The following is a 23,549-nucleotide window of genomic DNA, read 5'->3' on the forward strand; positions in this document are numbered from 1 at the left end:
ATCGAGAGATGCTTCATGCTTTCGACCAACATTGAGTTGGTGGGAAAAACGCTGGGCATGAAACCGATCGAGGGCAAGACCAGGGGAACGATTGTGGAAGGCGACAAGCTCCTTTGGGCAGGATGGAAGTTCGGTTTTCCCCAAATGCACGAGAGCCTCATCACCAGATATGAACGGCCTGTGTTTTTTCAGGACACGATGGGACGTGGACGCTTCAAGAGATTTCAGCACGATCACCACCTCTTCTATATGGATGGACGTACGGTGTTGAACGACAAGATTCGGTTCACACTGCCGCTTTCCTGGGCGGGAAGGATTGTTGCACGCACGATCCTTGTGCCATATATCTCCCGTGTGCTGCGGCGCAGGATGAAGCTGCTGAAAAAGATTGCTGAAGGCCAGGAGTGGCGAAAATACCTGCCGGAAGAGACGCGAGCGGATTAGGACTGCGCCTCGACTTTAATTCGTCTTTTGATGATGACTTCGAGAACAGGTGCGCATCTCACTAGTCTGAGGGACGTCTCGATGAAAGCTATTGTCCTGCATGAGTATGGTGGACCGGAGAATTTGAAGTATGAATCAGTGCCCGACCCTGTGGCTGGCCCGGGTGAGGTGTTGATCAGGGTCGCCGCGAGCAGCGTAAATCCCATCGACTACAAGCTGCGCAGCGGAGAGGCAAGGTCGTATTATCCGTTGGAGCTGCCAGCGATTATCGGGACAGACTTTTCCGGAATCGTGCGGGAAGTAGGCGAAAAGGTCAGCGGTTTTAAAGCCGGCGACAAAGTGATGGGCTTCGGATCAAAAGCCTACGCTGAGCTGGTGACGGCGAAGGCGACAGATCTGACACTGGTTCCGGAAAAACTGGACCTCATCCATGCAGCAGCACTGCCTCTTGTGACTGCGACCGGAGAGCAGCTGATTACGCGGGGCACCAAGATTCAGTCTGGTCAGACGGTGCTCGTCTCGGGCGCTCTCGGTGGTGTTGGACGGTCAGCAGTATGGACCGCGAAGAAGGCGGGCGCCATTGTGATCGCCGGCGTGAGGAAGGCGCAACTAAAACAGGCCGAGACTCTTGGAGCAAGCCAGGTTCTCGCTCTGGATGACTCTGCGGCGATGGAGAAGCTCGGGTTTATCGACGCGGTAGCCGACACAGTGTCAGGCAAGACGGCGGAAATGTTGCTGGCTAAGGTAAAGCAAGGTGGAGTCTTCGCGTCGGTGGTCGGTTCTCCTGCAAATGCGAAGATGCATCCGACCGTCAAGATCGAGGAGGTCTATGCTGTGCCGGATGCTAAGACGTTGCGAACTATGGCAGAAGATCAGGTTGCTGAACGGTTTGTGATTCCAGTCGACAGGATGGTTCCGCTGTCCGACGCAGGAGAGGCTCAGGCGGCTGCGGCTAAAGGTGGGATTGGAAAGATATTGTTGCTGGCGTAAGCTACTCCTGCTAGGCCGCACCCAAGAGCAATGGTGACAGACCCATGGAGACGATTCGTTCAGAGACCTGGATCGATGCACCGATAGAACGCTGCTTCCTGCTTTCCCTGAGTATTGATCTTCATGTTGCGTCGGCGCGTTCTTCCCGAGAACAAGCGATTGAAGGGGTGACCACCGGCCTGATCAGCGAAGGCGAAACGGTGACGTTCCGTGGCCGGCATCTCGGCTTGAGGCTGCAACACAAGAGCCGTATTGCGGTGATGCGACCCTATTCGTACTTTCGCGATGTCATGGTTTCGGGTGTGTTCTCGCACTTCGAGCATGACCATCACTTCGCGGCCATGGATGACGGCACTCGCATGCGGGATGAGATTCGATTCATTCCTCCTTTGGGGAAGCTGGGCCGGATTGCGACGAAGGGCCTGGTGAGGCGTCACGTTGCCGCCTTCCTGACGGAGCGGAATATAGGGATCAAACAAGTGGCGGAGTCTGAGGACTGGCACCGCTACCTCGATGGACAATCCGTGACCGTTGCCTTAGCTCCTGCGAAAGAAGGATGGGAGCCAAGCAGTCTGATGCCGCGCTCGCAGAGCTGACCGTATCGATGCGTGAGAACCGAGCCTTCGCTAACGTCGGCCTTCGCTAACGACGACGGAAGCTATTACGAATGGCGCGGGTACGATCTTCCGTCGCAAGCGGCTGCGCGGGCGCGGGACCCTCCGGATAGAGAACAACGAAGCGCCTTGGGCCTTCGCCGGAGGAGGCCGTCGGCAGGCCGGACTTCGCCAGGGCAAGGTGGACCATCCGGCGTTCGCGCGAGGTCATGGGCGGGAAGGAATAGGGCCGGCCAGTAGCGCGAACTTGTTCGATAGCCGTTTGAGCTGCAAGTTGGAGTTCCCTGTCGCGGTTAGCTTTGAAGCCTTCAGCATCGAAGAAGATGAGATCGTGCTCTTCCGGTTCGAGTCCAAGGATCTTTGCCGCGATGTGCTCAATGGCGTGGAGAAGTTCGCCGTTTCGGGCAAGAAGGAGGGGTGTATCTGTGCCGGTAAGCTCGACGCAGATTAGAGGTGAATGTTCTGAAGCATGAGAGACAGAGGAAGTCTCGCCGAGTGGCACATCAGCGTTGGGTTGCACGTGGCCGTTGCAGGCAAGGATGTGGGATTGGAGGTCGAGATTTCCTGTGTCCGTCAAGACTTTCAGAAAGTCTGCGATCTTTTTCACCACACGACCCTGATCCATCAGGGGATTCGTCATTTTTCTTAAGACCGATTTCGAGCTGATGAAGTTTCAGCTATTTCAAATTTGATTCTTTCAAAAGTAGTACCACTTTCAAATGGTACTACCTCATCGAGATCCAAGAGATTGTGGTAAAAGGTCTACCGTTTTCCCGAAATGGTAGTCGGTGTCCCTGCCTTGCGGCGGGCACGTTTGGCAGCGATCTCGCGCATCTCGCGGCCGAGGCTGGTGCGATTCATCACCGACTGCTGCGCGATACTGATGAGATTTCCGATCGTCCAGTAAAGGGCGAGACCCGAGGCGTAATTCCAGGTCATGTATCCGGTCACAGCAGGCATCATGAACGCCATCATTTTCTGTTGCTGAGGATCAACTCCCGGCGAAGGTGTATAGAACTGCACCAGGAACTGACTGATCACCATGACGATAGGAAGAACGTGGTAAGGATCAGCTGCTGCGAGATCGGGGAGCCAAAGCCAATGCGCCTGACGAAGCTCCACCACCGATCGCAGCATGGTGTAGAAAGCGAACAGAAGCGGCAGCGTAATCAGCGTGGGGATACACCCGCCGAACATATTAACCCCGTTATCCTTCTGCAGCTTCATGATTTCGACATTCATCTCGCTGCGCTTGGGATCGGTCGCTTTGTATTTCTTGTAACGCTCCTTGATTGCGTCCATCTGCGGCTGTATGCGCTGCATCTTGAGTCCACTTTGCATCGTCTTGATGCGGAATGGAAGGATGAGGCAGTTGATGAGCACCGTCAGTATGATGATCGCCCAGCCCCATGAGCCAGGCCAGCTTGCAACCAAGTGGTTGTGAATGAACTGAAGTGAGAGGAAGAGATACTTGCCGATGGGGCCGAAGAAGCCGAAGTCGAGCAGTGGTTCGAGCGTCATCGTATTGCCCGTGGCGTGGATGCCGCGTAGAACGTTCACAGCCTTGGGCCCGGCGTAAACGCGTGTCTGCGTGCGGCCGCTGGTATCGCCTAAAGCAGCACCGAGGATCGGCACTTCAATCGCTCCCTTGGATGATCCACCGACGCCAAGTCCTGTGCGCCGAATGGTCTTTGCCACGTCGAGCTGGTTGTGCAGCATCGCCAGAGTCGCAGTGTCAGGCGAGTCAGGCAGGAAGATCGCAGCGAAATAGGTGTCGCTGGTGCCAGCCCAATCGAAGGGTCCATTGAGCGTGTCGCCACCGGAGACTTTCTTTGGAGCAAGGTGCTCTTCCTTGCCGTTGCGCGCAATGTCCAGCTGCGCGCCTGCATACGCGGCCGCATTGTCCTGATCGCCGAAGCCGCCGGGCCAGTTGATCAGCGCGCGAACCGGCGCGCCGTTCCGCGTGACCTCAACGTCGGCATGCATCACATAGGTCTCGTCGAACGAGAAGGTTTTGCGAACCGTAGTCGCGCCGTCTGAGTAGTTGAAGGTGAGGCTTGCAGGAGCAGCAAGCGACCCCGAGGCCGACGGCACATACAGCGCACTACTGAGAGCCGAGGTCAGCGCCGAATCGTAGGTATACAGCGACAGCGGAAAACCAAACTTCTGCGCGGCCTCGGTGTGCACGAGATTCAACGGTTTGCCGTCCGAGTCCTTATACTTCTTCAAAACCCAGCTCAAAACCTGACCACCGCGATTCGTAAACGTGATGCGGTAGAGCTCGTTCTCGACCGAAGTGGTCGCTTCAGCCTGTGCATGAACCGTCGCAAGCCCGGGGGCGGAGCCGGTCGCTCCGGCTGCGGTGGAAGCACCCTCAGAGGTAGGAGCAGCAGATTGTGCAGGAGTCTGCGCCCCGCCGGCAACGGGAGCGCTATGGCCAGCATTAGGCGAGGCTGTTTGCGGATTATTCTTAGCGCGGAAGTACTGCAGGCCAAAGAAGACCGTAACGAGGACGAACATCATGACGAGGAGCGATTTATTGTCGCCGCCGCCCTGTTGATTGGGGTTTTTGAACTCTGCCAAAAGAGACTTCCTATTCTTTGCTGAACGTGAGGCCGCCTCCGCAGACTTCGGAGACGCTATTCCTATGATAAATGGTCTGTGGAAATAGGTGCGGCAACACTATCCGAAGGCTCGAGAGGGACAGGGTCCAAGCCGCCCTTCGCAAACGGATGGCATCTCCCGATCCGCCGAAGCGCTAGAAATGATCCCTTCAGCACTCCGAATCGAACCAGCGCAACATACGCATATTCAGAGCAGGTAGGAAGATAGAGGCACTGGCTTGGACTGAAGACGTGCAGTACGGGCGAAACAATTCCTTTGTAGAGGCTGTAAGCGACGCGGACGGCAAGACTGGGATGAGGGTCATTCATCGGCTTAGTGCGCAGACTTACCGCTAGCTTTTTGAATAGCGCGGAAGACGGTTCCTACCTCGCGCTCGAGTATCGCAAAGTCGAGATCGATCACGCTCCGGCGCGGGTGCAGAACTACGTCAACCGGCGTGCTGAGTGTCGCAAGATTCTTGCGAACAGCCTCGCGCATGCGCCGCTTGATGCGGTTGCGATCAACGGCCTTTCCCATCACCTTCCCTACCGTCAGACCCACGCGCGGACCTGCTGCGTCGCGTAACGGAGTTCCATCAGGGCCCAGAAGTGGCCGCACCGTGAAGAAGTAGCTCATCTGTTTCGCAAACTGTTTGCGACTGCCCTTGTATACGCGCTGATAGTCGGCGTGTTTGCGGAGGCGAAAAATAGGTTTTACAGTTGCAGTCATCGGCTTGAAGAGCAATACTCGCACTTCCAATGATACAAGCGCCCCGACGAAACTCTTCGATCTATCGGTAGACGCGAAGAAGCCCGCCTTGGTTCGGCGGGCTCCTCGCGATCATCTCAACTATTTCTTGTTGCTCGAGGAAGAGGTGTCTCCGCTCTTCACAGTCGTCTCTTGTCCGGGCTTCTTCGTCGTTGTGCTGCCCTGGTTGCTTCCTTGAGAAGGATTGTTGCCTTGAGTTCCCTGGTTTGGCTGATTCATGTTCTGCGCCATAAGATTCTCCTTTGCCGGCCGTCGACCAACGTCGCAACCCAGCCGACACGAGATAGGAGGCCTGTTACAGATGGATGGTTGCCCAGAGAAAATAGGCGCTATGTGCGGATAGACGCTGGCTTAGTCGGCAATGATCGAGACCGGCATAGAAGCCACCTCGATTGAGAGAGATGACAGCGGCAGCCTGTTGTCGAAAAGACACAGACGACCGAAGACGAGCGACAGCTGTCCTCGATGGTCTGTTGAACCACTAAAATTTTTGAAATTGTCTCTCGCTGAAAGTTCTAAGAAGCCACGTTTTGCGATGGCAGAAGAAGATAAAGAACTTTGAAGGCGATAGCCAGCTTGCGGCTAACTCGACCTTATTCGAAAGAACTAGTCGCGGAAACCTGCGCTGACGGCGATCTTGTGACGGCCCTTGGCGCGACGGCGGTTGAGGACTGCGGCGCCTGCCTTGGTCTTCATGCGAGAAAGAAAGCCGTGGGTCTTGGCGCGATGGCGGCGATTGGGTTGAAAAGTACGCTTCGGCATGACAAAAAACTCCTGCGCAGGGTAGAACACCTGCTCAAACTTTTAGGCTGTTGCAACAATCTCTGAGTATACCCGATTGGACGCGATTTTCACAGCCCTTCTTGCTGCGTCGTTTGTGTCACCGAAGACTCTAAATTTTTCACCCGGACGACGGGAGACGAAATAAGATTGGAACCTCGAAGCGAGTGAATGATCCATCGGAGCGACTCGACTGCGTGAGGCTCACAGGAGTAACGTACAAGCATTCCGGCTAAAAAGTGATATTGAAACCCGGTCGCGCAAGCGCATCGGTCCCGCAATTCTTTTATTATAGAAAGCTGCGCTGGCTCAAAAACAACCGCCAGTTGCACCGCATTTGTTCGTTTATTCAGTTCTTCACCTCTTATGGTGCAACCTTCATTTTTTGATTCGGCGCACCGAAAAACGGCATCTTTTCCGTGCTACTATCGAACCCGATTCGCAAGACGTTTTTCTGCAAGCCCAGCCGTTCCGCACTCTGATTCATGTTGAACTACTCCTCTCCGCAACCAGTTACCACGGGTTACTCGGCGGAGAGAATTTCTGGCAACACTAGGCCGACTTCACTTGTCCCCAAGGGGGCAGGAATGGACTTCTGTTTGCTGCTTATCGTGTCAAGCTGCACGACTGATGTAAGTGCCACGTCTGGTTTGGAACAGGAAACAAGACAAGGAAACTAAAGAATGTCATTCGTTCCGACGGCTACAGCCGTACTGAATTATTGGGTTCGTATTCTGGCTGCTCTTGAGAAGAAGATCAACCGCCAGTCTTATGAGACATGGCTCAAGCCGACTCGGTTTTCACATCTTGAGGGCAAGAAGCTCTTCGTGCGGATTCCCTCCACGGACTTTCAGCACATCGGCGATCGCTATGCCGACCTCATCCAGGAAGCCATCGATAACCTCGGACTTGACGTCGACTCGGTTGCCTTCACCACACCGGAGCAGGATCCGCGGGTACCCAAGGTGCGTGAGGACGGCGGCTTTGCTCCTGTGCCGAGCCACAGCCAGAACGCGCCCAAGCAGCGGCTGGGCGGATCGGCGAGCTCCGTCTCAGGGCCAGCGCCGGAGCAGGCTCGATTCGACTGGAGCGCAGCCTCCCAGCTCAACCCACGCTATCAGTTCGACGCGTTCGTCATCGGCAGCGGCAACCAGTTCGCAACGGCAGCGGCTCAAGCTGTAGCAGAGCGGCCTTCGAAAGCCTACAACCCGCTATTCCTCTACGGCGGCGTTGGTATGGGCAAGACTCATCTCATGCATGCCATTGGGCATGACGTGAAGCGTCGGCAGCCGCACGCGTCCATCAGCTACGTAAGCGGCGAAAAGTTTACCAACGAGATGATCAACTCGGTCCGGTACGACAAGATGACCGGATTCCGCGACAAGTTCCGCAACGTCGATGTGTTGTTGATCGATGACATTCAGTTTCTCGCCGGCAAGGAGCGTACGCAGGAGGAGTTCTTCCATACGTTCAACACGCTGCACGAGAGCATGAAGCAGATCGTGATCGCGAGTGACCGTCCACCGAAAGAGCTTGCCGACTTTGAAGATCGTCTGCGGTCGCGTTTTGAGTGGGGTTTGATTGCCGACATTCAACCACCGGATCTCGAGACCAAAGTTGCGATTCTGCAGAAGAAAGCTGAGAGCGAACAGACGCAGTTGCCCACCGATGTTGCGATGTTTATCGCTTCCAACGTGCGGACCAACGTGCGCGAGCTTGAGGGCGCGCTGGTGCGGCTGATCGCATGGTGCAGCATGCACGGCGTGGAGATTACGCTTGCTGTCACGCAGCAGTGCCTGAAGCAGTTCATCGATACGCAAGTGCGGAAGATCACGATCGAGACGATTCAGCGTACTGTGGCTGAACAGTTTGGTATGCGTGTTGCGGAGTTGAAGCAGAAGAATAATTCGCGGCAGATAGTGGTGCCGCGGCAGATTGCGATGTACCTGGCCAAGCAGTTGACTGAGGCATCCCTGCCCGAGATTGGACGGCAGTTTGGGGGCAAACATCACACCACCGTGATGCATTCGATTGCGAAGATTGACGAGCAACGCCGGGCCGACAAGGATCTGAACCGCACTATCAACAAGCTGATGGAGACGCTTAGCTAACCCCGATGTCCTGCCGGACAGCCCTCCTGCGCGGAGCGCGGCCACTTCGTGGAGTGTGTACCGGTCTCGGCAGGACTATCTGCATCAAGCCTCCCGTTGGTCGGCAACAATCTACTTCCGACCAACGCGAAGCAATTACAAGTCACGAAGTGACCGCCGCCCGCGTAGGGAGCCCGTCCGGCAGGACACACCCTAGAACAAACTACTTCTGTAGGTATTTGGCCGGGATGGGGTTGGTTGGGGATTCGGCGTCCCAAAAGATGTTGACGACCCAATAGCGGTCCCCATCCTTGAGCAACTGGAAGCTATTGATACCGCGAGCGAAGGGCGTGGGGTCGGACGGGTTGTGGCGGGACTCGTAGGTGCTCCAGACCTGGACGATATCGCCGAACTGCTCTATCTCGTTGTGGATTGAGCGCTCGAAGAACCCGTTTGTAGCCATGCGAGCCTGGCTGCGGGCGATATAACCGTCGATGGTGAGAACGACCACGTCAGCGTGGCCTGTAGTTGGAGAGCTAGTTACCGGGATGAGCCGCGCGTCGGGAACAAAGAGGGAGCGCATGCGGTCCCAGTCTCGTTGCTGTTCCTTGGGGCCGGAGATAACGCTGTAGACGGCGTTGAGGATTGCCTCGGGCGATTTGACGTCCTCGGGCTTGGCCTGGGGCCAGTCGCTTTTAGTTGCGATCGAACCAATCAAAGGAGGAGGGGCCGCGGAGGTCTGCGCCGATGCGGCGACGGTCGTGAGTGTGATTAATAGAAAGGTGGACGCGATTCGGTTCGCTGGCTTCACGGAAGCTCCTTGAATGATAGAGCTACTTTACTGCGACGCGAGAGGTTCTGCTCGGCGGAGGAGCAGATGTCGCGGATTCGCTGGATCGTGGGTTGAACTGGGAACATAGAGCGAACGTCTCCTCCAGGTGCTCGATAAAGACACGTACTTTGGCCGAGACTCGGCGGCTGGCGGGACGGACGGCTAGAATCGGGACCGTGCGCTCAAAGGGCGTCAGCAGTCGGAGGACAGTACCTTCTCTGAGCTCTGCAGCGAACAGCCACGCTGGCGCCTGGGCGATTCCAAGATGCTCAAGGACACCCATCCTCATCTGTTCGATATCGCTGGTTCGAAAGACGCCGGTCGGGACAACACGTTTGGCGTCTTGTCCAGAGCCGAAGCTCCAAGGCTTCACCGCGCCGCGTTCGGTGAAGACGATCCCTCGATGATTGCCGAGATCTTCCGGCGACTCCGGGGCGCCGTAGCGTGTGAGGTATTGAGGGGTGGCGACGAGAATGATGATCGTCTGAGCGAATCTTCGTGCGACCAGAGTGGAGTCTGGCAGATCGCCTGAGTGGATGGCGAGATCGAACCCGTCTTCGACGATTGTTGTGGGACTCTCGGAGGCGGCCATCTCGACTGCCATGTCTGGGTAGGCCGCGAAAAACGCTGGCAATTTTGACACCATATGGAGACGGGCAAAGGTGGGGGGAACGGTAATTCGGAGAAGACCCTTTGGGGCGGTCTGGCCTCGACCAATTCGTGAGGTTGCGCTTTCAAAGTCGTCGAGAATGCGCAAAGAGGACTCGAAGAAGTCACGACCTGCCTCAGTCAATGAGATGGAACGGGAGGTGCGGTGAATCAGCTCAGTGCCGAGCTCGTCTTCGAGAGCGGAGATCTGCTTGCTGACGGCTGGCTGACCAATGCCACGTTCTTTCGCGACAGCAGAGAAGCTCCCTTTTTCGATCACCCGAACGAACACCTGCATTGCGTCGAATTTGTCCACACGAACCTCCCTATTCCCCTATGGAATGGATTGTATTTTCCGGAATAAGATTCGCGAGCCTTTTATCTGAGAAATCCGCCTGCATCTGGGCTTCTTCGCTCTACCTCGGGCGTCTCGACAGACTGATCAGTCTCACAGTTATTTCTGTACCGACTCGAATGCATTCCTCGATGGAATGGCTCCTATTCCCCGGAATACCAGATCTACTTCCCACGACCAGACATCAGATAGCTGCTCTGAAAGTAGAGAGCAGTTCCAAAATCAACGGACTGCCGAAGCGTTTATAGAAATACAAAGGAGATTTGATGTCTAAGTTAAACAACAAGGTAGCACTGGTAACGGGGGGGTCACGCGGTATTGGAGCTGGGATCGCCAAGCGTCTGGCGGCCGATGGAGCGAACGTAGCTATCACCTACACGAAGGGAGCGGACGCGGCTCAGGCGGTCGTCAAGGAGATTGAAAGCACCGGTCGAAAGGCGATCGCGATACAGGCGGACGCAGCTGATCCCGCCGCCGTGAAGGCTGCGGTTGAAAAGACCGTCGGAACACTCGGCCGACTTGATGTGCTTGTGAACAACGCCGGAACGGCCATTCCGAAGACGTTCGAGGAGACCACGCTCGAGGAGATGGATCGCGTGATCGATATCAACATTCGCGGAGTGTTCGTTGCGACGCAGGCGGCGCTGAAGCACATGAAGGACGGTGGCCGCATCATTATGATCGGCTCGTGCGTGGGCGAGCGCATGATGACACCCGGACTTGTTCCTTACTCGGCGACAAAGGGCGCTGTGAAGATGTTCACGCAGGGGCTGTCCAGAGAGGTTGGGGGCCGGGGCATCACGGTCAACAACGTTCAGCCGGGTCCGATCGACACGGATCTTAACCCCGCCGCGGGCGATTGGGCGGAGCCACAGGTGGCTGCCACAGCGCTCAAGCGCTACGGACATGTGGACGAGGTAGCCGCGCTGGTTTCGTTCGTCGCCAGTCCCGAAGCGTCTTATATCACCGGAACGAATCTGACCGTTGATGGCGGTACAAACGCCTAATTGGCAGGGCGGCGCGGTGACTATGGATGGCTGCCGCCGCCCCTCAATTTTTTCTCGATAACTACAACTGGCAGGGAAATCATGACAACACTGAAAGGTAAGACTGCGCTCGTCACGGGTGCATCAAGAGGAATCGGTCGTGCGACGGCTGTTGCGCTTGCGAGGGCCGGCGCACATATCCTGGCTCACTATGGCCGGTCGGCTCAGGAAGCAGAGTCACTCGTTACCGAGATCCGAGCGAACGGTGGACTTGCAGATGCACTCTCCGCGGATCTGGCAACAACGCAGGGGGCTGCAATGCTCGCTGAGCAGGTACGCTTAATCGTCGGCGATCGTCTGGATGTGGCTGTGCTGAATGCCGGAATCAGCAAGGCGGCGCGTATCGCTGATTACACGCTCGAGGATTTTGACAATCTTTTCGCCACGAATGTCCGGGGCCCGTTCTTTTTGGTGCAGCAGCTTCTCCCAATGCTTGGTGAGGGCTCTAACATTACGGTGATCTCTTCCCTTGGGGCCCGTACGGTTGTGGGCAAACCCGGCGTAGATAGCCCCTCCATTCTTGCTTATGCTTCGACGAAAGGGGCGATCGAGACACTGGTGAAGAACTGGGCCGCTATTCTGGGGCCGCTAGGCATACGTGTGAACGCTGTTGCACCCGGCGTGATTGACACGGATATGTCAAATTTTACAAAGACAGAAGCTGGTCGCGAGGCCGCGCTAGGGATGCAAGCGCTGAAACGACTCGGCAAGCCCGAGGACGTTGCCGACGTGGTCGCTTTTCTGGCGTCCGATGGCGCACGTTGGATCACGGGAGCCAGTATCCCGGTTGACGGCGGCTCGAAGCTCTAGCGCAGGATGGGAGATCAGACAGGCCGCCGTCTTCTGATCTTTCGGCATAGGCAAGGTTTGGCTGCCGATGAATTTGAACAGGCAGATCTGATCAGCGGTGGTAGCTGGCGACGAGCTCGGCCCTCACGAGAAGGTGTCCAATCATGACCCGCAACGCTTCTTTCGCTGTTGCATCGGGTGGCAGGCTGAGTTTCGAATCCAGTGCGTAGAGCACGAAGCCATAGTGGTGGGTAGCTTTCATGGGTGGGCAGGGTCCGCCGTAGCCAAAGTTGCCGAAGTTATTTTTCCCCTGTTGAGTCCCGTCGGGAAGCTGTTTCTGTTTAGGAGTGCCCTCTGGCAGTTCACGTCTGTCTGAAGGAATGTTGTAGGCGACCCAGTGGACAAAATGCACTAAGGAGTCACGGTCGGTCGCGATCAGGGCGAAGCTTTGGGTACCTTCGGGAGGAGAGGTCCAGGACAGTTCAGGGGAGATTTCCGCACCGTCGCAGGTGAATTTGCTCGGGATCGTATCGCCGGCGAGACTCGAGCTGGTGAGATGCAGGGACGAGTTGGCCATTTGGGGTTGAGGCTCCCTGGGGCATGCGTCATCGCCAGGAAGAGTGCCGTCGCCACGGCTATGACCACGAGAGCTCCGGTCAGAAAAAATGCTCGTGATCGCGTCACAGATCATTCCTCCTCGTTGTCCCTTGCTGTGGCGCAATGTGGTCCGAACCTCAGGGCTGGATCAACTTGCTGCAAGAGATGGATAGACTATCGCATTCTGCGCTACCAGGTGATGTACACGCCTTTGCGGATCCATTGGGGACTGACTATCTGCTGCATCATGAAGTCGGCTACGTCTTCGCGTGAGATGCGGCTGCCGTTGGGCGGGAGGGCGTCACCGTCGATGCGGTAGTGGCCGTGAGCAGGCGCGTTGGTGAGCATGGGAGGCATGACCATGGTCCAGTCGAGGCCACTGCGGGAGAGATTGTTCCACTGCGAGATCTGCGAGGCTACAGGCCACTTGAGGAAAGTGTTGTAGACGATGTTCTGGACGATCCAGCGACGCCAGGCGGGCTGCTTGTCGAGCGAGGTGGGGAGAGCACCGGCAGAGCCGAGGACGATGATGCGGCGGACAGGTTTCGGCTGAGTGCTCGTCTGTTGCATCGCGGCGATGATCTGGGGGACGGCGCGTTCAAGGACGTCTTCCTTCTTGAGGGAGTTTGCACCGAGGGCGGAGAGAACGACGTCGGCGCCTTCGATGGTTTGGGATACCGGCGCTGGATCGAAGGCACTCCCCTGGATAGCGTGGATGTGATCGCGTTGGGGAAAGGTTTCTGGCGCGCGAAGGAGAGCTGAGACATCGAACCCAGCGGCGAGACAGCGCTGGGTGAGGAGTTTTCCTGTGGCTCCACTGGCTCCGAAGAGGGCGACTTTCATTGCTGGCTCCTTTCGGTTCGAAACTGATTATCCTCTTCTGTGAGACGCGGATGTGAAAAAAGTGGTTGGGATAACCTCCTCGTTTTGTATCATTTGGTGAATATTCCCACCCTTGGTACCGGGTCTTCTCACAAGTCGAAATGGAGTGCTGTGAAGAAGTGGGATAAGACGGCGGTCGGGTCGATGATTGAGGCCAGTCTTCCTGAATGTGCGGTTCAGCGCGGCAGGTTTTCTAAAACGCGAACGTGGCTTAAGTATCTATTTATGAGGTTGATGGGAAGGATATCCACTTTTCAAGCGAGAACGGCTACTGCTACTAGTATTTTTCTCTTTTTCTCTTGTTTCTTAGAAGCAGTAGCAGCGTCGTTCAGGAATTCAAGCCGGTTTCGGCGTCGCACACAACGACCTTGGTTTCCACAAAGAAATCTGTCGCGTTGAGGACGGGTTCGCCCCTAGAATCAAGCAGGACTGGTGAAGGCTAAGATGCATCGTGTGTTCGATTCAGTGTAAAGTTTTGCCAGCACTAACCTACCGAGATGGAGAGACCGACCGTGACCAGTGCGACCCAGGAGCCCGAGATGACTTTGCCGACCGAGACGAGCGCAACGCCAGCCCCAACCGGCAACCTCGAGATCACGGTCTCCCGCGCCGAGCTGCTGCGCGAGTTGACCGCTGCCCAGAGTGTGGTCGAACGGAAGACAACTATTCCGATTTTGTCGAACTTTCTGTTTGAGGCGACACAGGGCGCAGGTGGCGACCGGTTGACGATTACTGCGACGGACCTTGACCAGAGCCTGCGGACCAGCTGCGCGGCCAAAGTGAAGAAAGCCGGTGCCTGCACGATTCCCGCACGCAAGTTGTATGACTACATCAAGCTACTGCCCGAGGGTGAGATCTCGATCAAGTTGATGGACAACCACTGGGTGCAGATTCGCGCGGGGCGATCAAACACGAAGATGGTGGGGATGGCGCGAGCGAACTTTCCGCAGGTGCCTGAATTTCCGACTAGTGGCGCGGTGAAGATCTCGGTGCCTTCGCTGAAAAACATGGTGTCGAAGACTATCTTTGCGATCTCGAACGAAGAGTCTCGCTATACGCTGAATGGCGCCTTGCTGGTACTGAAGGCAGAAAGCATGGCGATGGTTGCCACCGATGGACATCGGCTGGCGCATATCGAAAAGCTTGGAGAGACGCTGGAGGGTGTGTCGGGGGAGAAGAAGACGCTGATTCCGCGTAAGGCCCTGAGTGAGCTTTCTTCGCTGCTAGGTGCGACAGAGGCCGAGACACTCGAGTTTGGCGATGACGAACAGACGCTGTTCTTCAGAGTCGGCGGACGGGTGCTGACGAGCCGCAAGCTGACTGGACAGTTCCCGAATTACGAAGCGGTGCTGCCGCGGGATAATAACAAATTCGTGATTGTCCGTTGCGAAGATTTGATGGGGTCCATTCAGCGTGTGGCGCAGTTTGCCGACGAGCGGAGCGGGGCTATCAAGATTCGTCTGGAGCAGAATGAACTGAAGCTTTCATCTTCGAGTACGGATGCGGGTGAGTCAGAAGATACGATCGAGACGCCTTACAACTACGATCCGCTGGTTGTTGGATTCAACAGCCAGTATCTTATCGATTTTCTGAAGGCGATTGGCAACACGGGCGAGGTGCGGCTGGAGTTTAAGGATGCTCAGAGCGCTGGGCAGATGCGACCCGAAGATGCGAATGAGGATGTGAAGTATAGGTACATTCTGATGCCTATGAGGATCTGAACATCTAAAGCGCCAGAAAGGTTTGAAAAATAACCCATAATTTGGCCAAATGGCCAGCTTATGGGTTATTTAATGATGCTGTTTCAAATAGTAGCGTGAATCCGCCGCCATATTTCATACGAAAGCGACTCCGCGGAAGCCATGCAGCGTCTCAGTCAGCAATTGGGGGCTTAACAAGTAATACGTCGGTAGCTAGGGAAACCGTTTACGATGCTGACTCTACTTACGAACAAGTGTGGGTGACATGAGCGGCTTGGTGATTTCGAGAGGTGCTCCGCTCACAATCAGGCTTCTTCGATTGATTTCCCTTTTGAAGTCAAAATCAAGATAGAGGTCTGGTGTAATCGGCGATTGCGTCAGGCTCGCAGCAGGGCCGAGATAGAGCAACGCATCTCCTACCGCCCGAGGGCTTTGATCTTCCGTTACCAGGAGGGCTTTCGTCCCTTTAGCTTCTGTCGCAAACACACGGGTTCGCCACGGTTCCATGGTTTTGCTCGAAACTATCAGACTCCGCTTTGTTTTGCGATCCCATATATGGAGCTACTACAAAGAAGGCTCTTGGATAGCTCTGCTCAACCAAAGGTTTCAGTGCCTCCGAACCAAAGAAGTGAAGCGACCCATAGATGACTAAAGCCTTCCGGTGCTTTGCGAGAATCTGAGACTTTATAAGCTCGGCAGGATACCGATCACGTTGCGACATTTGCGTCAGATCCGCCGGAGTTTTGATTTTCGACCAATCGATCGGTGGCTCACCAAGCCAGATGTGGATACGCTCAGAAAGTGGCAATCCCTCGTTTACTGCTCGAACCTGGGCAAAAAAGTTAAGATATCCGAGCGCAGTAACGGTAGGGACCCAACCAACGGTATCGGTCCATACCCTCCGCAGCTGCTCGTACGGGATGTCCTCACCGGCGATATAGCGATCTATCGTGTCCTGCTGAGCGGCCCCGCCGAACTCCACCACGACGTTATCAATTTCCTCAGTGAATCTCGGATCTCGGATTAGATCAACATAGAAATCTTCTTCTTGAGCGAGGCCATGCCAATCAGCCATACCGACGATTGAGTGAGATTGAAACGCTACAAAAATTCCGTCAACAGCAGGCACAATTTACGGAGGTCGAGAGGCTAAAGTCTGGGCTTGTTCACCTACGAGACTGCCGGAAACGAGGGTTCCCCCAAGCATGGCCATCAGAAACCCCATCCGTATGCCGGTCACGTGTACCTCATTTTCGCTTGTAGTGGGTTAAGTCGGTCGTCACACAAACGCTATCGGTCTGTATTACAGACGCTCCGCTTTCTTCCGCGTTAGCCTGTTCTCACCAGCCTGGAACAATTTCGGTGGGATATCTCTACCCACTGTTCCTCGCACTGCAGCCTTGCGCGAGCGATCTCTAAGTTCATTGAGGCGATTTTCGTACCGCTCAAAAGCCGCTGCCACAGCTTCCCTCAACCTGTTTTCCTGAAAGTAGTGTTCGTAGCCTCCGAAATCTGGATGCAGCAGCTGTAATGCTGACCGGACCTCCATTGAGACGATTGTTTGATCTGCGTTCTCTGCGGCCCCAAGTCCTTCCTCAGTGACTGTGAAAAAGCCTTGGCCGTTGTCCCGGATGTAACCGTGAGTCACAAGGTAGGTCGACGGGGCTTCGAGTAGATAGTTCTTTCACTCGCCCCGTTTCCGTCGCCGCTGGTGCACGCGACATGTACAAGAAGCGCTACAACGTTGCGGCCAGCCGTGCGCAGGATCAGCTTGGATAGTCCACTCGATGGACCGCCAGTCGAATCTCACCGCTGCCGATTTACGCCGCCGGCTGCTCGATCATGCACACGATCCCGCTGCGTCGATGGACAAGGTCGGGACATCATCGGTTGGAGTTGATTCCGAGTTCGAGCGGCTCGTTATGAAGGACCTTAAGATAAAAGGGTTCCGGTTCACCCCCTCAGTGGAAGGTCGAGAGCTATCGAATCGATCTGATCGTCGAGGGTGTGAAGGAACGCCTTGCGGTCGAATGCGACGGGGATCGATTCCATACACTTGAGACTCTTCAATCTGACATGGAGCGGCAGGCCGTATTGGAGCGCCTCGGGTGACTACCTCCTTGAGAGATTTCGCAAGCGCTTCTCTCGATGTAGAGCACATTCGGTGTGAGCGAAACAAGATGGAAAGCTCCGTATTTATCCTCCTGCACCTGAAGCGACTCAACTGATGGTCAGAAAGGTTCAGACCGAACTCCAGCTTTGGCTTTCTAAAACCGGTCGGCATGGGCAACCCATGATTCGCCGAAGGTTCTTCCTCGAAGACAGCGGGATGATGTGCCCTGATGTTGCTTACGTTGCTTCAAGTTTTGCAAAAAAAGCCTCGCTATAAATATGCCAAGCATTCTCAGGCTGTGTCCCCATTTCGTGGTCGAAGTTTGTTCTCATCCACGAGAGCTTCGCCCGTTGAAGGACAAGATGCTTCAATGGGTCGCAAACGGCATTGAACTCGGATGGCTTATGGTGCCTCAAGAGCAATGCGTATTCATTTACTCGCCCGGTTCCGAGCCGGAAATTGTAGATGGGGATTTTGTCGTCGGAGACGGACCAGCCGAAGAGTTCTTCATCTTTCTCGACGATGTCTGGCGGTTGGATGTTTACAAGAGATTTTACTAATCTGCCAACTATCTTTGCATCCACTCTGCATGCGTTATGACACAGGTGCAACGGAAGAAGGATCGAGAACCCTCAATGATCGACGCAGACATGTTCCACACAACTGCGCTGTATCTTGACCTGGAATGGACGTGCTGGGATGCGCCACCGCAACCGGGGATGCAGCCCGAAATCATCGAGATTGGATTAGTAGAAATGAACCTGGACACTCTCGACATCATTCAGGAAGGCACGTACTTTGTTCGCCCTCGTCGTTGGGAGATCAGTTTAAAGTGTGCGAACTTGACCGGGATCACAGCTGACGATGTTCGGAGTGCTGCTCCTCTCAGTGAAGTTCTTGGCGTCCTCACTAGGAAGTTCGAGCCGCAAAAGAAGCCTTGTTGTACCTGGGGTGACGATGTCTCTGTAATTGCCAAGACCTGCCAAGGCCTCGGGCTTGTCCGCCCTTTTCGTCATCCGATCGGCCTGGCAAAGGTGTTTCAGGGCGCGTTTGCAATCAAAGAGCAGAAGAGCTTGAGCGCGGCCATCCAGATGCTGGACTTGGAGTTCGACGGTGTTCCGCATGGCGCATTACCAGATGCTCGAAACACCGCGCGAATCCACGCATGTATCCTTCGCCGAATGCGGGGGGAGCCGGAACTCTCTTCGCCCAACGCGATCAAGAGACATGAAATTGCGTCTTTGAGTCCATTTGCTGAAAAGCTAAAGGCGATAGTTGGTGCTCAGTGATTGGGTGTGCAGTGCGGAGGGGCTCGAAGCGTCCCATGTTGGCCTGCTCTCTCGCCAACGGAGTAGAATCTCGCTGATTAGAGGCATGCGATAGGACGAGGCGCAATTATGAGAAATAACTTCATAGCGTTTATGGGCGGCGTCACCGGAGCAGGATTATTCGGCAAATTGCGACGACCTGGGGCTCCTACAGAGTTTATCGATTCCCGAACCGTTGAGGATTATTTAGCCGGTGGCGAATTCGAGGAGACATTGCAGCTTTGGTTACGAGGTGCCTGCGAAGGAAAGCCACCCGATTTCCACGGAGAAGAGAAAAGAGGATTGAGAACCCGCTAATCACGGGGTCGCAATCCTTTGTGGCAATTTCGGCGTTTTGGGCAAAGCGAAGTTGCCGAAAACTCCGTTTTTGTGGAGGAACAGTAGAACAGTCTCAATGGGAGGGTTGGAAGTTCAACCCTGCCGAGGGCGAGCGTTTCCCACTGGGGCGTGAAAAAGAAATCGCCCGAGGAGGCTTAAAACGGGATTTCCGACGTAGCGGTGCAGCAGCAAGGGCATCGCGCTTGGCTCGATTCCTCCCGAGAAAGCAATTCCCCATCCCTAGGTCCGCTCCGTTTCGCAGATCGGCAAGGAAGCGAGGAGCGTGAGAGAAGTCGTAGCTGTCGTTGGCGTCGACAATCAACACGTAATGCCCGCGCGCGGCGTCGGCGTCCAGCGCCGCGCCATATCCGCGGGATGCGTTGAAGCGGGGATGTGGGAGTCGACATGGAAGCCCTCATGGAATTACGCGGCGTCGGGAGATCCCGGTCAACCAAAGGCTGCGGCCGCAGTCGGTGGCGTAGACCACACTTTTAGAGTCGCTATCCCAGGAAGACTCGATCTGATTGCAGGGAATGTCCGCCACCCGCCGCGTTGCGCCTGTCTGCTGATCACGGATCCAAAGGTTCCACATGCCGTTGTCCAGCTGGCTATAGGCCATCCAGCGACCGTCCGGCGACAAGGCCGGGTAGCGAGATTCGCCAAGCTCGAGTCGGGTGTTTGAGTGGCTTTGGTCGGTCAGATAAATTTGCGGAGGTTCCCCGTCCTCGACGCCGGAAATCGCATACGCGCGTCGCGAAGCAAACGCGGCTTCGTAGACGTTGATCGAAGGAGGCGTAAGAGCGACTTGGTTCGAGCCGTCGGACTGAAGCGAAGGCTGGACCATGAGCCTTCCCCTGCCGTGATCGTTGCGCACAAAAGCGAGGTCCTTACCGTCGACAGAAAACATCGGGTTCCGTCCTCCTTGGAGGATTGTCTTTGTTGGATTCCGGGGATCGACGATTGCGGAGTCCTGATTGCGCGCCTTCTCAACGAGTAATTGCTGAGTGCTGGCCGCGAACGAGAGATCATCGCCGGCAGAGGAATCGATTCTTGTCGAATCCCCTTCGGTGACCAGACGATAACCTTCAAACGCGGAACCAATATAGCGTGTTCCGGCGCCATACACGACCGGATCAACATCGAACAGAGATGGAGTTTTAAGCGCAATCCGGTAGGCATACTCCTGGCGGACCCCTCGTTGAAGATGAAATGTCGACTGGATACTGGACAGCGTAGCCACGGTCATCAAGCCTGCCCAAGCGTAATGCGTCCAGTCCCATCCTCCCTTATCATCGCGGCCTGACCACAGAAGAGCGTAAATCCCCAGGAGCACGGCCAGCATGAGGGGGAGTCGCGGAACACGAAGTAAAATGGCCGGTCCCATCGCGTGGTTGGGGCTGGGCATGGGAAATCCGATGCCCAGATAGCCAATTAGGAGAGCGATGAGCCAGCCGACGGACCGGCGCTCGATCAGCAGAGCGCTAAGCACACACACCGGAAACACCATCAGTACGAAGTGATAGGAGGCCGGCATGGTGGAGATCGCAAGGGATGCGGCCAGCAATCCCACCCATTCAAGAATGATCCGTCGCGGCATCAGGTCTTTCCGGCGGATCAGCAAAATAGCGGGGGCTAACATCAGCATCTGTAAAGCTGGCTGCAAGACCGAATAAACGAGAGGGGAGTTATGCCAAGGATGTGGATTCCACTCCGGCTCGTTGAGGAACAGATAGTGCAGGAGTGTCGATATGGACGCCGCAGAAGTGACATAGGGGGACCCGCCTTCGCCGTGCAGCGTCCAAGGCAGAATCTCATGCAGATAGGTACGATGAACGTTCCAGCCAAAAACGGCGATGGATATAGCTGCGATCATAGTTCCGGTGACTAATGCCGATCCGAGAGCGCGCCAGTTTCTCCGTTGCAAGAACAATGCGAGGAATAGTACGGGAAATATCTTACAGGCTGCGGCAATTGCGATTAGCGCACCTGAGAGCAAGTAGAATTCTTTGAGGTAGGCCCAACAAGCTGCGACGATCAATACAAGGAGAAACAAGTAATACTGCCCGAAGAGCATATTGCGGTGCAGCGGAAAACTGAGTGCGCAGACGAGAGCGATACGCTGATATGACAAACCCGTCAGCGAACGCAACAACCAACAGAGCGGAACTAAAAGGGCCAGGTTCACGAGCATCCACACGTGCTTGGCGGCGAGGGCGGGCATCTCGCTTATCGGCCACATGATCAATGTGGAAAATGGAGTAGTTGGAATGAGCCCGATGATCGGATCATCGATCGATCGATGATCTTTCTCTCTCTGGAGCCATCTCCATTCATAGATTCGGGCGGTGTCGTAGTCTTCATGAACCAAGCGCGCCGTTAGATAATAGTTAGGAAAATCCGTATTCAGCTTGGACCAAGCGCGTGGCCATGTGTGCATCCCGAGATACGCAATCGCGAGCAGCAGAATGAAACGCTCCATCCACGAGGCGACGCGTCGATCTCGCAAAATTTCCATGCTACATTATGGCCGGCCGCGTTCATTGGAATTGTCAGCGTCTTGTCATTCAATGATCGTCGGATTGTCGGAGAAGAGAGGGAGAGATCTTCCATATGCCCCAAAGATAAACACGGAAGCCAGCCCGGAAACTTCTTCCGGGCTGGCTTCTTGGTGTTGGTTTTGCCTCTTGGCGACCGTCAATTAACGATCTGAGTCACCGCATTAGCCGCGACTGGAACAAAATTACTGTTAGCGGTGCAGGTCGCGTTGATAGTGCTGGAGGGATCGGGCCTCTGGCGGCGTTGGACAAAGGTGGCGGCAATGGTTGCTTCAGGCGAAATCCTCTTGCTGGTCAAAATTGTCTCAATTCACGGCCGGGTTTCCGACCGTCTCCTAATGATACTGGTGGGAGATCCCTTTTCTCGCTGTGATCGCTAAGGTGCCGCACCGATGGCAATAGTTGATTCGGCGAGCTCCATCACGTCTCACCATCTTCGCCGACCAGCTCTTCACGAATGCCCCGAAACGGTCGAGCGACTTAGAGAAATTGCCTCAGACGACGGCGAAGCCCAGGCGGAAATGCGAGGGCACATCGAAGCAATCGCCTGGTGCTATCAGGATCCCATGCTCGGCGGCGGACTGCCAGAACCGGCGGTCGCTCGCTCCGCTCACCAGCCAGGGGAACGCGGCCCAGATCGGCCCGGGGCTCGCGGCGAGATTGAATTCTATGTCCCGTTCGTACTGGTCGAACCAAGCGTCGAGCAAGAAGGGCTTGAGTTGCATGCAGGTACCTCAGGTAAAGATCCGCAAGCCAGGGACCGGATGATTTTTAGTTTAGGAGCGATGAGAATCCAGCGTTTAAACAGTTTGCTGGCCCCTGCGTTGAGCGGCCTCGGTTCCTCAACGGAGAGCAAATGCGGATCTGTTACGACGCCGCTAAGGTGGTGACCTCATGCAACCATGCCTTTTCAGCAAATTACTAGAGAGCCCGCCGTTCGCTGGCGAAGGCAAGGGCTCGGGATGTGATCGTCTGATAAGGGCGGTCGAGCAACCGGCAAAGCGAGGGAAAGACCAAAGAATGGCAGCGACACGCACGGTCAAACTTCTCGGCTGAACCGAAGTTTGTGGGCGCGTCTGCGTAACCAAATTGCTGCTGGATTATTTCGCGCGATTTCTTCTAACGGGCAGGAATAAAAGCTCCCCCTGCCAGTTTTAGACGATACGGGGCAATCAAAATTAGATGGAAATTGATATGAATCAGTTTAAGGAAGACGAAGTGGTGCAGGAGAACGAAGGTGTTACGAAGCCCGCAGGCGATGGCATCGACCGGCGCAGTTTTGCGGGGTGCATGGCGCGGGCCGACACAGGGCTGCTGTGGTCGATGGTTAGCGGTGTGCCGACTTCGAAGCTGTTGGCGCAGACGATGAAGGGTGCTGGGACCGGAGTTGGGGAGGTAGAGGATTTTTCGTTTGTTAAATCAGCGATTGTCACATCGGATTTAACAAGGGCGCAAGAAATGGCTGACCGATCCGGATTTGATGGTCCCTGACAACAATATGAGCTTTAGCGTTCCCAAGGCAGAAGAGCGGAGGAACTTGATCGCTTATCTGAAGCAGTGACAAGAGGTTGACTCAATTGTAAAGGAGACCATATGTCGGATTGGCTGAACGATGTGATCGGCAACGATTTGATTGCAGTCTACGAAGACCATTTTTTCACCGAGGACGCTATCCTTTGGCTCCGAGAAAGACCTCGCACTTTTGGCGAGCTGCGCGCGGAAGAGATCGACTGGTTGCGATGGATGGCCGCCAACATACAAGACAAGGATATGTTGGAAAAACTGTCGACGGATCCTGATACCGATGTTCGTATGTGGGTGGCCTGCAACCCTGTAACCCCTCGATTAGTTCTCGAGACACTCGCAGAAGATCCTACCGTCTTCGTACGCAGAGGAGTTGCTCAAAACAGAAGCACACCTATGCATCTATTAATAAGACTTAACGCCGATCCGGACCTTCAAGTCCGATCGTTAGTTCTAAAAAACGCAGTAAAGAATTATGCCTGTCCTAGTCAGACAATTGAATTACTTAGATTCTTCGGTCCGCAATCATCCACCCAAACTAAGGAACAACAAGCCTGAATTTGGGCTATAGA

General features: G+C 55.3%; 27 protein-coding genes. 13 read left to right on the forward strand and 14 right to left on the reverse strand.

Annotation, left to right across the window (positions count from 1 at the left end; genetic code table 11):
- The first annotated feature begins 15 nt into the window (after window positions 1–15).
- From HDF14_RS03995 to HDF14_RS04005, 3 genes are all read left to right on the forward strand, one after another.
- A complete protein-coding gene (locus HDF14_RS03995) occupies window positions 16–444 on the forward strand; it encodes an SRPBCC family protein (protein WP_260698020.1) in 429 nt (142 codons plus the stop codon).
- 81 nt (window positions 445–525) lie between these two features.
- Window positions 526–1,434 (forward strand): NADP-dependent oxidoreductase, encoded by a 909-nt coding sequence (locus tag HDF14_RS04000; RefSeq protein ID WP_183973801.1) that lies wholly within the window; start codon window positions 526–528, stop codon window positions 1,432–1,434.
- Between the two features lie 44 nt (window positions 1,435–1,478).
- A complete protein-coding gene (locus HDF14_RS04005; RefSeq protein ID WP_183973803.1) occupies window positions 1,479–2,030 on the forward strand; it encodes an SRPBCC family protein in 552 nt (183 codons plus the stop codon).
- Window positions 2,031–2,076: 46 nt separating this feature from the next.
- Here HDF14_RS04005 and HDF14_RS04010 read toward each other — a convergent pair whose 3' ends face one another.
- From HDF14_RS04010 to HDF14_RS26330, 7 genes are all read right to left on the reverse strand, one after another.
- A complete protein-coding gene (locus HDF14_RS04010; RefSeq protein WP_260698021.1) occupies window positions 2,077–2,688 on the reverse strand; it encodes a protein jag in 612 nt (203 codons plus the stop codon).
- Between the two features lie 122 nt (window positions 2,689–2,810).
- Window positions 2,811–4,631: a membrane protein insertase YidC gene (yidC, locus tag HDF14_RS04015; RefSeq protein WP_183973805.1), complete on the reverse strand. Its 1,821-nt coding sequence runs from the start codon at window positions 4,629–4,631 to the stop codon at window positions 2,811–2,813.
- Between the two features lie 62 nt (window positions 4,632–4,693).
- The gene (gene yidD / locus HDF14_RS04020; protein WP_183973807.1) at window positions 4,694–4,981 is read right to left on the reverse strand and encodes a membrane protein insertion efficiency factor YidD; all 288 of its coding nucleotides are present in this window, start codon (window positions 4,979–4,981) and stop codon (window positions 4,694–4,696) included.
- Between the two features lie 4 nt (window positions 4,982–4,985).
- Window positions 4,986–5,381, reverse strand: a complete 396-nt coding sequence (gene rnpA, locus HDF14_RS04025) for a ribonuclease P protein component (RefSeq protein WP_183973809.1) — start codon at window positions 5,379–5,381, stop codon at window positions 4,986–4,988.
- Window positions 5,382–5,501: 120 nt separating this feature from the next.
- Window positions 5,502–5,651, reverse strand: coding sequence for a hypothetical protein (locus HDF14_RS04030; RefSeq protein ID WP_183973811.1), 150 nt, complete (start codon window positions 5,649–5,651; stop codon window positions 5,502–5,504).
- A gap of 375 nt (window positions 5,652–6,026) precedes the next feature.
- Window positions 6,027–6,182, reverse strand: a complete 156-nt coding sequence (rpmH, locus tag HDF14_RS04035; RefSeq protein ID WP_089406876.1) for a 50S ribosomal protein L34 — start codon at window positions 6,180–6,182, stop codon at window positions 6,027–6,029.
- A 382-nt stretch (window positions 6,183–6,564) separates the two neighbouring features.
- Complete coding sequence (locus HDF14_RS26330) at window positions 6,565–6,687, reverse strand: hypothetical protein (protein WP_260698022.1); 123 nt, start codon at window positions 6,685–6,687, stop codon at window positions 6,565–6,567.
- A gap of 196 nt (window positions 6,688–6,883) precedes the next feature.
- On the opposite strand from HDF14_RS26330, the gene dnaA reads away from it, so the two are divergent.
- Window positions 6,884–8,311: a chromosomal replication initiator protein DnaA gene (gene dnaA / locus HDF14_RS04040; protein ID WP_183973813.1), complete on the forward strand. Its 1,428-nt coding sequence runs from the start codon at window positions 6,884–6,886 to the stop codon at window positions 8,309–8,311.
- A gap of 202 nt (window positions 8,312–8,513) precedes the next feature.
- On the opposite strand, the gene HDF14_RS04045 is transcribed toward dnaA, so the two are convergent.
- Together HDF14_RS04045 and HDF14_RS04050 are read right to left on the reverse strand one after the other, a co-directional pair.
- Complete coding sequence (locus tag HDF14_RS04045) at window positions 8,514–9,101, reverse strand: nuclear transport factor 2 family protein (protein WP_183973815.1); 588 nt, start codon at window positions 9,099–9,101, stop codon at window positions 8,514–8,516.
- Window positions 9,102–9,123: 22 nt separating this feature from the next.
- Window positions 9,124–10,086, reverse strand: a complete 963-nt coding sequence (locus tag HDF14_RS04050) for a LysR family transcriptional regulator (protein WP_183973817.1) — start codon at window positions 10,084–10,086, stop codon at window positions 9,124–9,126.
- 305 nt (window positions 10,087–10,391) lie between these two features.
- Between HDF14_RS04050 and HDF14_RS04055 the strand changes: the two genes are divergently transcribed.
- Entirely contained in the window at window positions 10,392–11,132 is a 741-nt protein-coding gene (locus HDF14_RS04055) for an SDR family NAD(P)-dependent oxidoreductase (protein ID WP_183973819.1), read from the forward strand.
- Between the two features lie 81 nt (window positions 11,133–11,213).
- Window positions 11,214–11,981 carry an SDR family NAD(P)-dependent oxidoreductase gene (locus HDF14_RS04060; protein WP_183973821.1) on the forward strand — a complete coding sequence of 256 codons (768 nt, stop codon included), beginning with the start codon at window positions 11,214–11,216 and terminating at the stop codon, window positions 11,979–11,981.
- Between the two features lie 91 nt (window positions 11,982–12,072).
- Here HDF14_RS04060 and HDF14_RS04065 read toward each other — a convergent pair whose 3' ends face one another.
- Window positions 12,073–12,537 (reverse strand): YbhB/YbcL family Raf kinase inhibitor-like protein, encoded by a 465-nt coding sequence (locus HDF14_RS04065; RefSeq protein WP_183973823.1) that lies wholly within the window; start codon window positions 12,535–12,537, stop codon window positions 12,073–12,075.
- 209 nt (window positions 12,538–12,746) lie between these two features.
- Window positions 12,747–13,400: an NAD(P)-dependent oxidoreductase gene (locus HDF14_RS04070; RefSeq protein WP_183973825.1), complete on the reverse strand. Its 654-nt coding sequence runs from the start codon at window positions 13,398–13,400 to the stop codon at window positions 12,747–12,749.
- Between the two features lie 578 nt (window positions 13,401–13,978).
- Here HDF14_RS04070 and dnaN point away from each other — a divergent pair.
- On the forward strand, window positions 13,979–15,160 hold the full coding sequence (dnaN, locus tag HDF14_RS04075) for a DNA polymerase III subunit beta (RefSeq protein WP_183974599.1): 1,182 nt from the start codon (window positions 13,979–13,981) through the stop codon (window positions 15,158–15,160).
- 445 nt (window positions 15,161–15,605) lie between these two features.
- Here the strand turns inward: dnaN and HDF14_RS04080 are convergent, their stop codons facing one another.
- Window positions 15,606–16,268 (reverse strand): hypothetical protein, encoded by a 663-nt coding sequence (locus tag HDF14_RS04080; protein ID WP_183973827.1) that lies wholly within the window; start codon window positions 16,266–16,268, stop codon window positions 15,606–15,608.
- A gap of 878 nt (window positions 16,269–17,146) precedes the next feature.
- Between HDF14_RS04080 and HDF14_RS27370 the strand changes: the two genes are divergently transcribed.
- The 4 genes from HDF14_RS27370 (at window position 17,147) to HDF14_RS04100 (ending at window position 18,877) form a co-directional block, all read left to right on the forward strand.
- The gene (locus tag HDF14_RS27370) at window positions 17,147–17,251 is read left to right on the forward strand and encodes a hypothetical protein (protein WP_406707183.1); all 105 of its coding nucleotides are present in this window, start codon (window positions 17,147–17,149) and stop codon (window positions 17,249–17,251) included.
- Between the two features lie 279 nt (window positions 17,252–17,530).
- Window positions 17,531–17,812, forward strand: a complete 282-nt coding sequence (locus HDF14_RS04090; RefSeq protein WP_183973829.1) for a Uma2 family endonuclease — start codon at window positions 17,531–17,533, stop codon at window positions 17,810–17,812.
- 75 nt (window positions 17,813–17,887) lie between these two features.
- Entirely contained in the window at window positions 17,888–18,541 is a 654-nt protein-coding gene (locus tag HDF14_RS04095; RefSeq protein ID WP_183973831.1) for a 3'-5' exonuclease, read from the forward strand.
- A 108-nt stretch (window positions 18,542–18,649) separates the two neighbouring features.
- Window positions 18,650–18,877, forward strand: coding sequence for a hypothetical protein (locus HDF14_RS04100; protein ID WP_183973833.1), 228 nt, complete (start codon window positions 18,650–18,652; stop codon window positions 18,875–18,877).
- Between the two features lie 436 nt (window positions 18,878–19,313).
- Here HDF14_RS04100 and HDF14_RS04105 read toward each other — a convergent pair whose 3' ends face one another.
- Together HDF14_RS04105 and HDF14_RS04110 are read right to left on the reverse strand one after the other, a co-directional pair.
- Window positions 19,314–21,413 (reverse strand): glycosyltransferase 87 family protein, encoded by a 2,100-nt coding sequence (locus HDF14_RS04105; RefSeq protein WP_183973835.1) that lies wholly within the window; start codon window positions 21,411–21,413, stop codon window positions 19,314–19,316.
- A gap of 534 nt (window positions 21,414–21,947) precedes the next feature.
- Complete coding sequence (locus HDF14_RS04110; protein ID WP_183973837.1) at window positions 21,948–22,178, reverse strand: hypothetical protein; 231 nt, start codon at window positions 22,176–22,178, stop codon at window positions 21,948–21,950.
- A 469-nt stretch (window positions 22,179–22,647) separates the two neighbouring features.
- On the opposite strand from HDF14_RS04110, the gene HDF14_RS04115 reads away from it, so the two are divergent.
- Together HDF14_RS04115 and HDF14_RS04120 are read left to right on the forward strand one after the other, a co-directional pair.
- Entirely contained in the window at window positions 22,648–22,944 is a 297-nt protein-coding gene (locus HDF14_RS04115; protein ID WP_183973839.1) for a hypothetical protein, read from the forward strand.
- A gap of 102 nt (window positions 22,945–23,046) precedes the next feature.
- On the forward strand, window positions 23,047–23,535 hold the full coding sequence (locus HDF14_RS04120; RefSeq protein WP_183973841.1) for a hypothetical protein: 489 nt from the start codon (window positions 23,047–23,049) through the stop codon (window positions 23,533–23,535).
- The last annotated feature ends 14 nt before the right edge of the window (window positions 23,536–23,549 follow it).

This window comes from Tunturiibacter gelidiferens (assembly GCF_014201335.1).
Taxonomy (GTDB): Bacteria; Acidobacteriota; Terriglobia; order Terriglobales; family Acidobacteriaceae; genus Edaphobacter; species Edaphobacter lichenicola_E.

Coding starts and splice junctions, on each gene's coding strand:
- HDF14_RS03995 (WP_260698020.1), top strand. CDS start 16: ATGCTTTCGACCAACATTGAGTTGGTGGGAAAAACGCTGGGCATGAAA.
- HDF14_RS04000 (WP_183973801.1), top strand. CDS start 526: ATGAAAGCTATTGTCCTGCATGAGTATGGTGGACCGGAGAATTTGAAG.
- HDF14_RS04005 (WP_183973803.1), top strand. CDS start 1,479: ATGGAGACGATTCGTTCAGAGACCTGGATCGATGCACCGATAGAACGC.
- HDF14_RS04010 (WP_260698021.1), bottom strand. CDS start 2,688: ATGACGAATCCCCTGATGGATCAGGGTCGTGTGGTGAAAAAGATCGCA.
- yidD (WP_183973807.1), bottom strand. CDS start 4,981: ATGAATGACCCTCATCCCAGTCTTGCCGTCCGCGTCGCTTACAGCCTC.
- rnpA (WP_183973809.1), bottom strand. CDS start 5,381: ATGACTGCAACTGTAAAACCTATTTTTCGCCTCCGCAAACACGCCGAC.
- HDF14_RS04030 (WP_183973811.1), bottom strand. CDS start 5,651: ATGGCGCAGAACATGAATCAGCCAAACCAGGGAACTCAAGGCAACAAT.
- rpmH (WP_089406876.1), bottom strand. CDS start 6,182: ATGCCGAAGCGTACTTTTCAACCCAATCGCCGCCATCGCGCCAAGACC.
- HDF14_RS26330 (WP_260698022.1), bottom strand. CDS start 6,687: ATGAATCAGAGTGCGGAACGGCTGGGCTTGCAGAAAAACGTCTTGCGA.
- dnaA (WP_183973813.1), top strand. CDS start 6,884: ATGTCATTCGTTCCGACGGCTACAGCCGTACTGAATTATTGGGTTCGT.
- HDF14_RS04055 (WP_183973819.1), top strand. CDS start 10,392: ATGTCTAAGTTAAACAACAAGGTAGCACTGGTAACGGGGGGGTCACGC.
- HDF14_RS04060 (WP_183973821.1), top strand. CDS start 11,214: ATGACAACACTGAAAGGTAAGACTGCGCTCGTCACGGGTGCATCAAGA.
- HDF14_RS04065 (WP_183973823.1), bottom strand. CDS start 12,537: ATGGCCAACTCGTCCCTGCATCTCACCAGCTCGAGTCTCGCCGGCGAT.
- HDF14_RS04070 (WP_183973825.1), bottom strand. CDS start 13,400: ATGAAAGTCGCCCTCTTCGGAGCCAGTGGAGCCACAGGAAAACTCCTC.
- dnaN (WP_183974599.1), top strand. CDS start 13,979: ATGACTTTGCCGACCGAGACGAGCGCAACGCCAGCCCCAACCGGCAAC.
- HDF14_RS04090 (WP_183973829.1), top strand. CDS start 17,531: ATGCCAAGCATTCTCAGGCTGTGTCCCCATTTCGTGGTCGAAGTTTGT.
- HDF14_RS04095 (WP_183973831.1), top strand. CDS start 17,888: ATGATCGACGCAGACATGTTCCACACAACTGCGCTGTATCTTGACCTG.
- HDF14_RS04100 (WP_183973833.1), top strand. CDS start 18,650: ATGAGAAATAACTTCATAGCGTTTATGGGCGGCGTCACCGGAGCAGGA.
- HDF14_RS04105 (WP_183973835.1), bottom strand. CDS start 21,413: ATGGAAATTTTGCGAGATCGACGCGTCGCCTCGTGGATGGAGCGTTTC.
- HDF14_RS04110 (WP_183973837.1), bottom strand. CDS start 22,178: ATGCAACTCAAGCCCTTCTTGCTCGACGCTTGGTTCGACCAGTACGAA.
- HDF14_RS04115 (WP_183973839.1), top strand. CDS start 22,648: ATGAATCAGTTTAAGGAAGACGAAGTGGTGCAGGAGAACGAAGGTGTT.
- HDF14_RS04120 (WP_183973841.1), top strand. CDS start 23,047: ATGTCGGATTGGCTGAACGATGTGATCGGCAACGATTTGATTGCAGTC.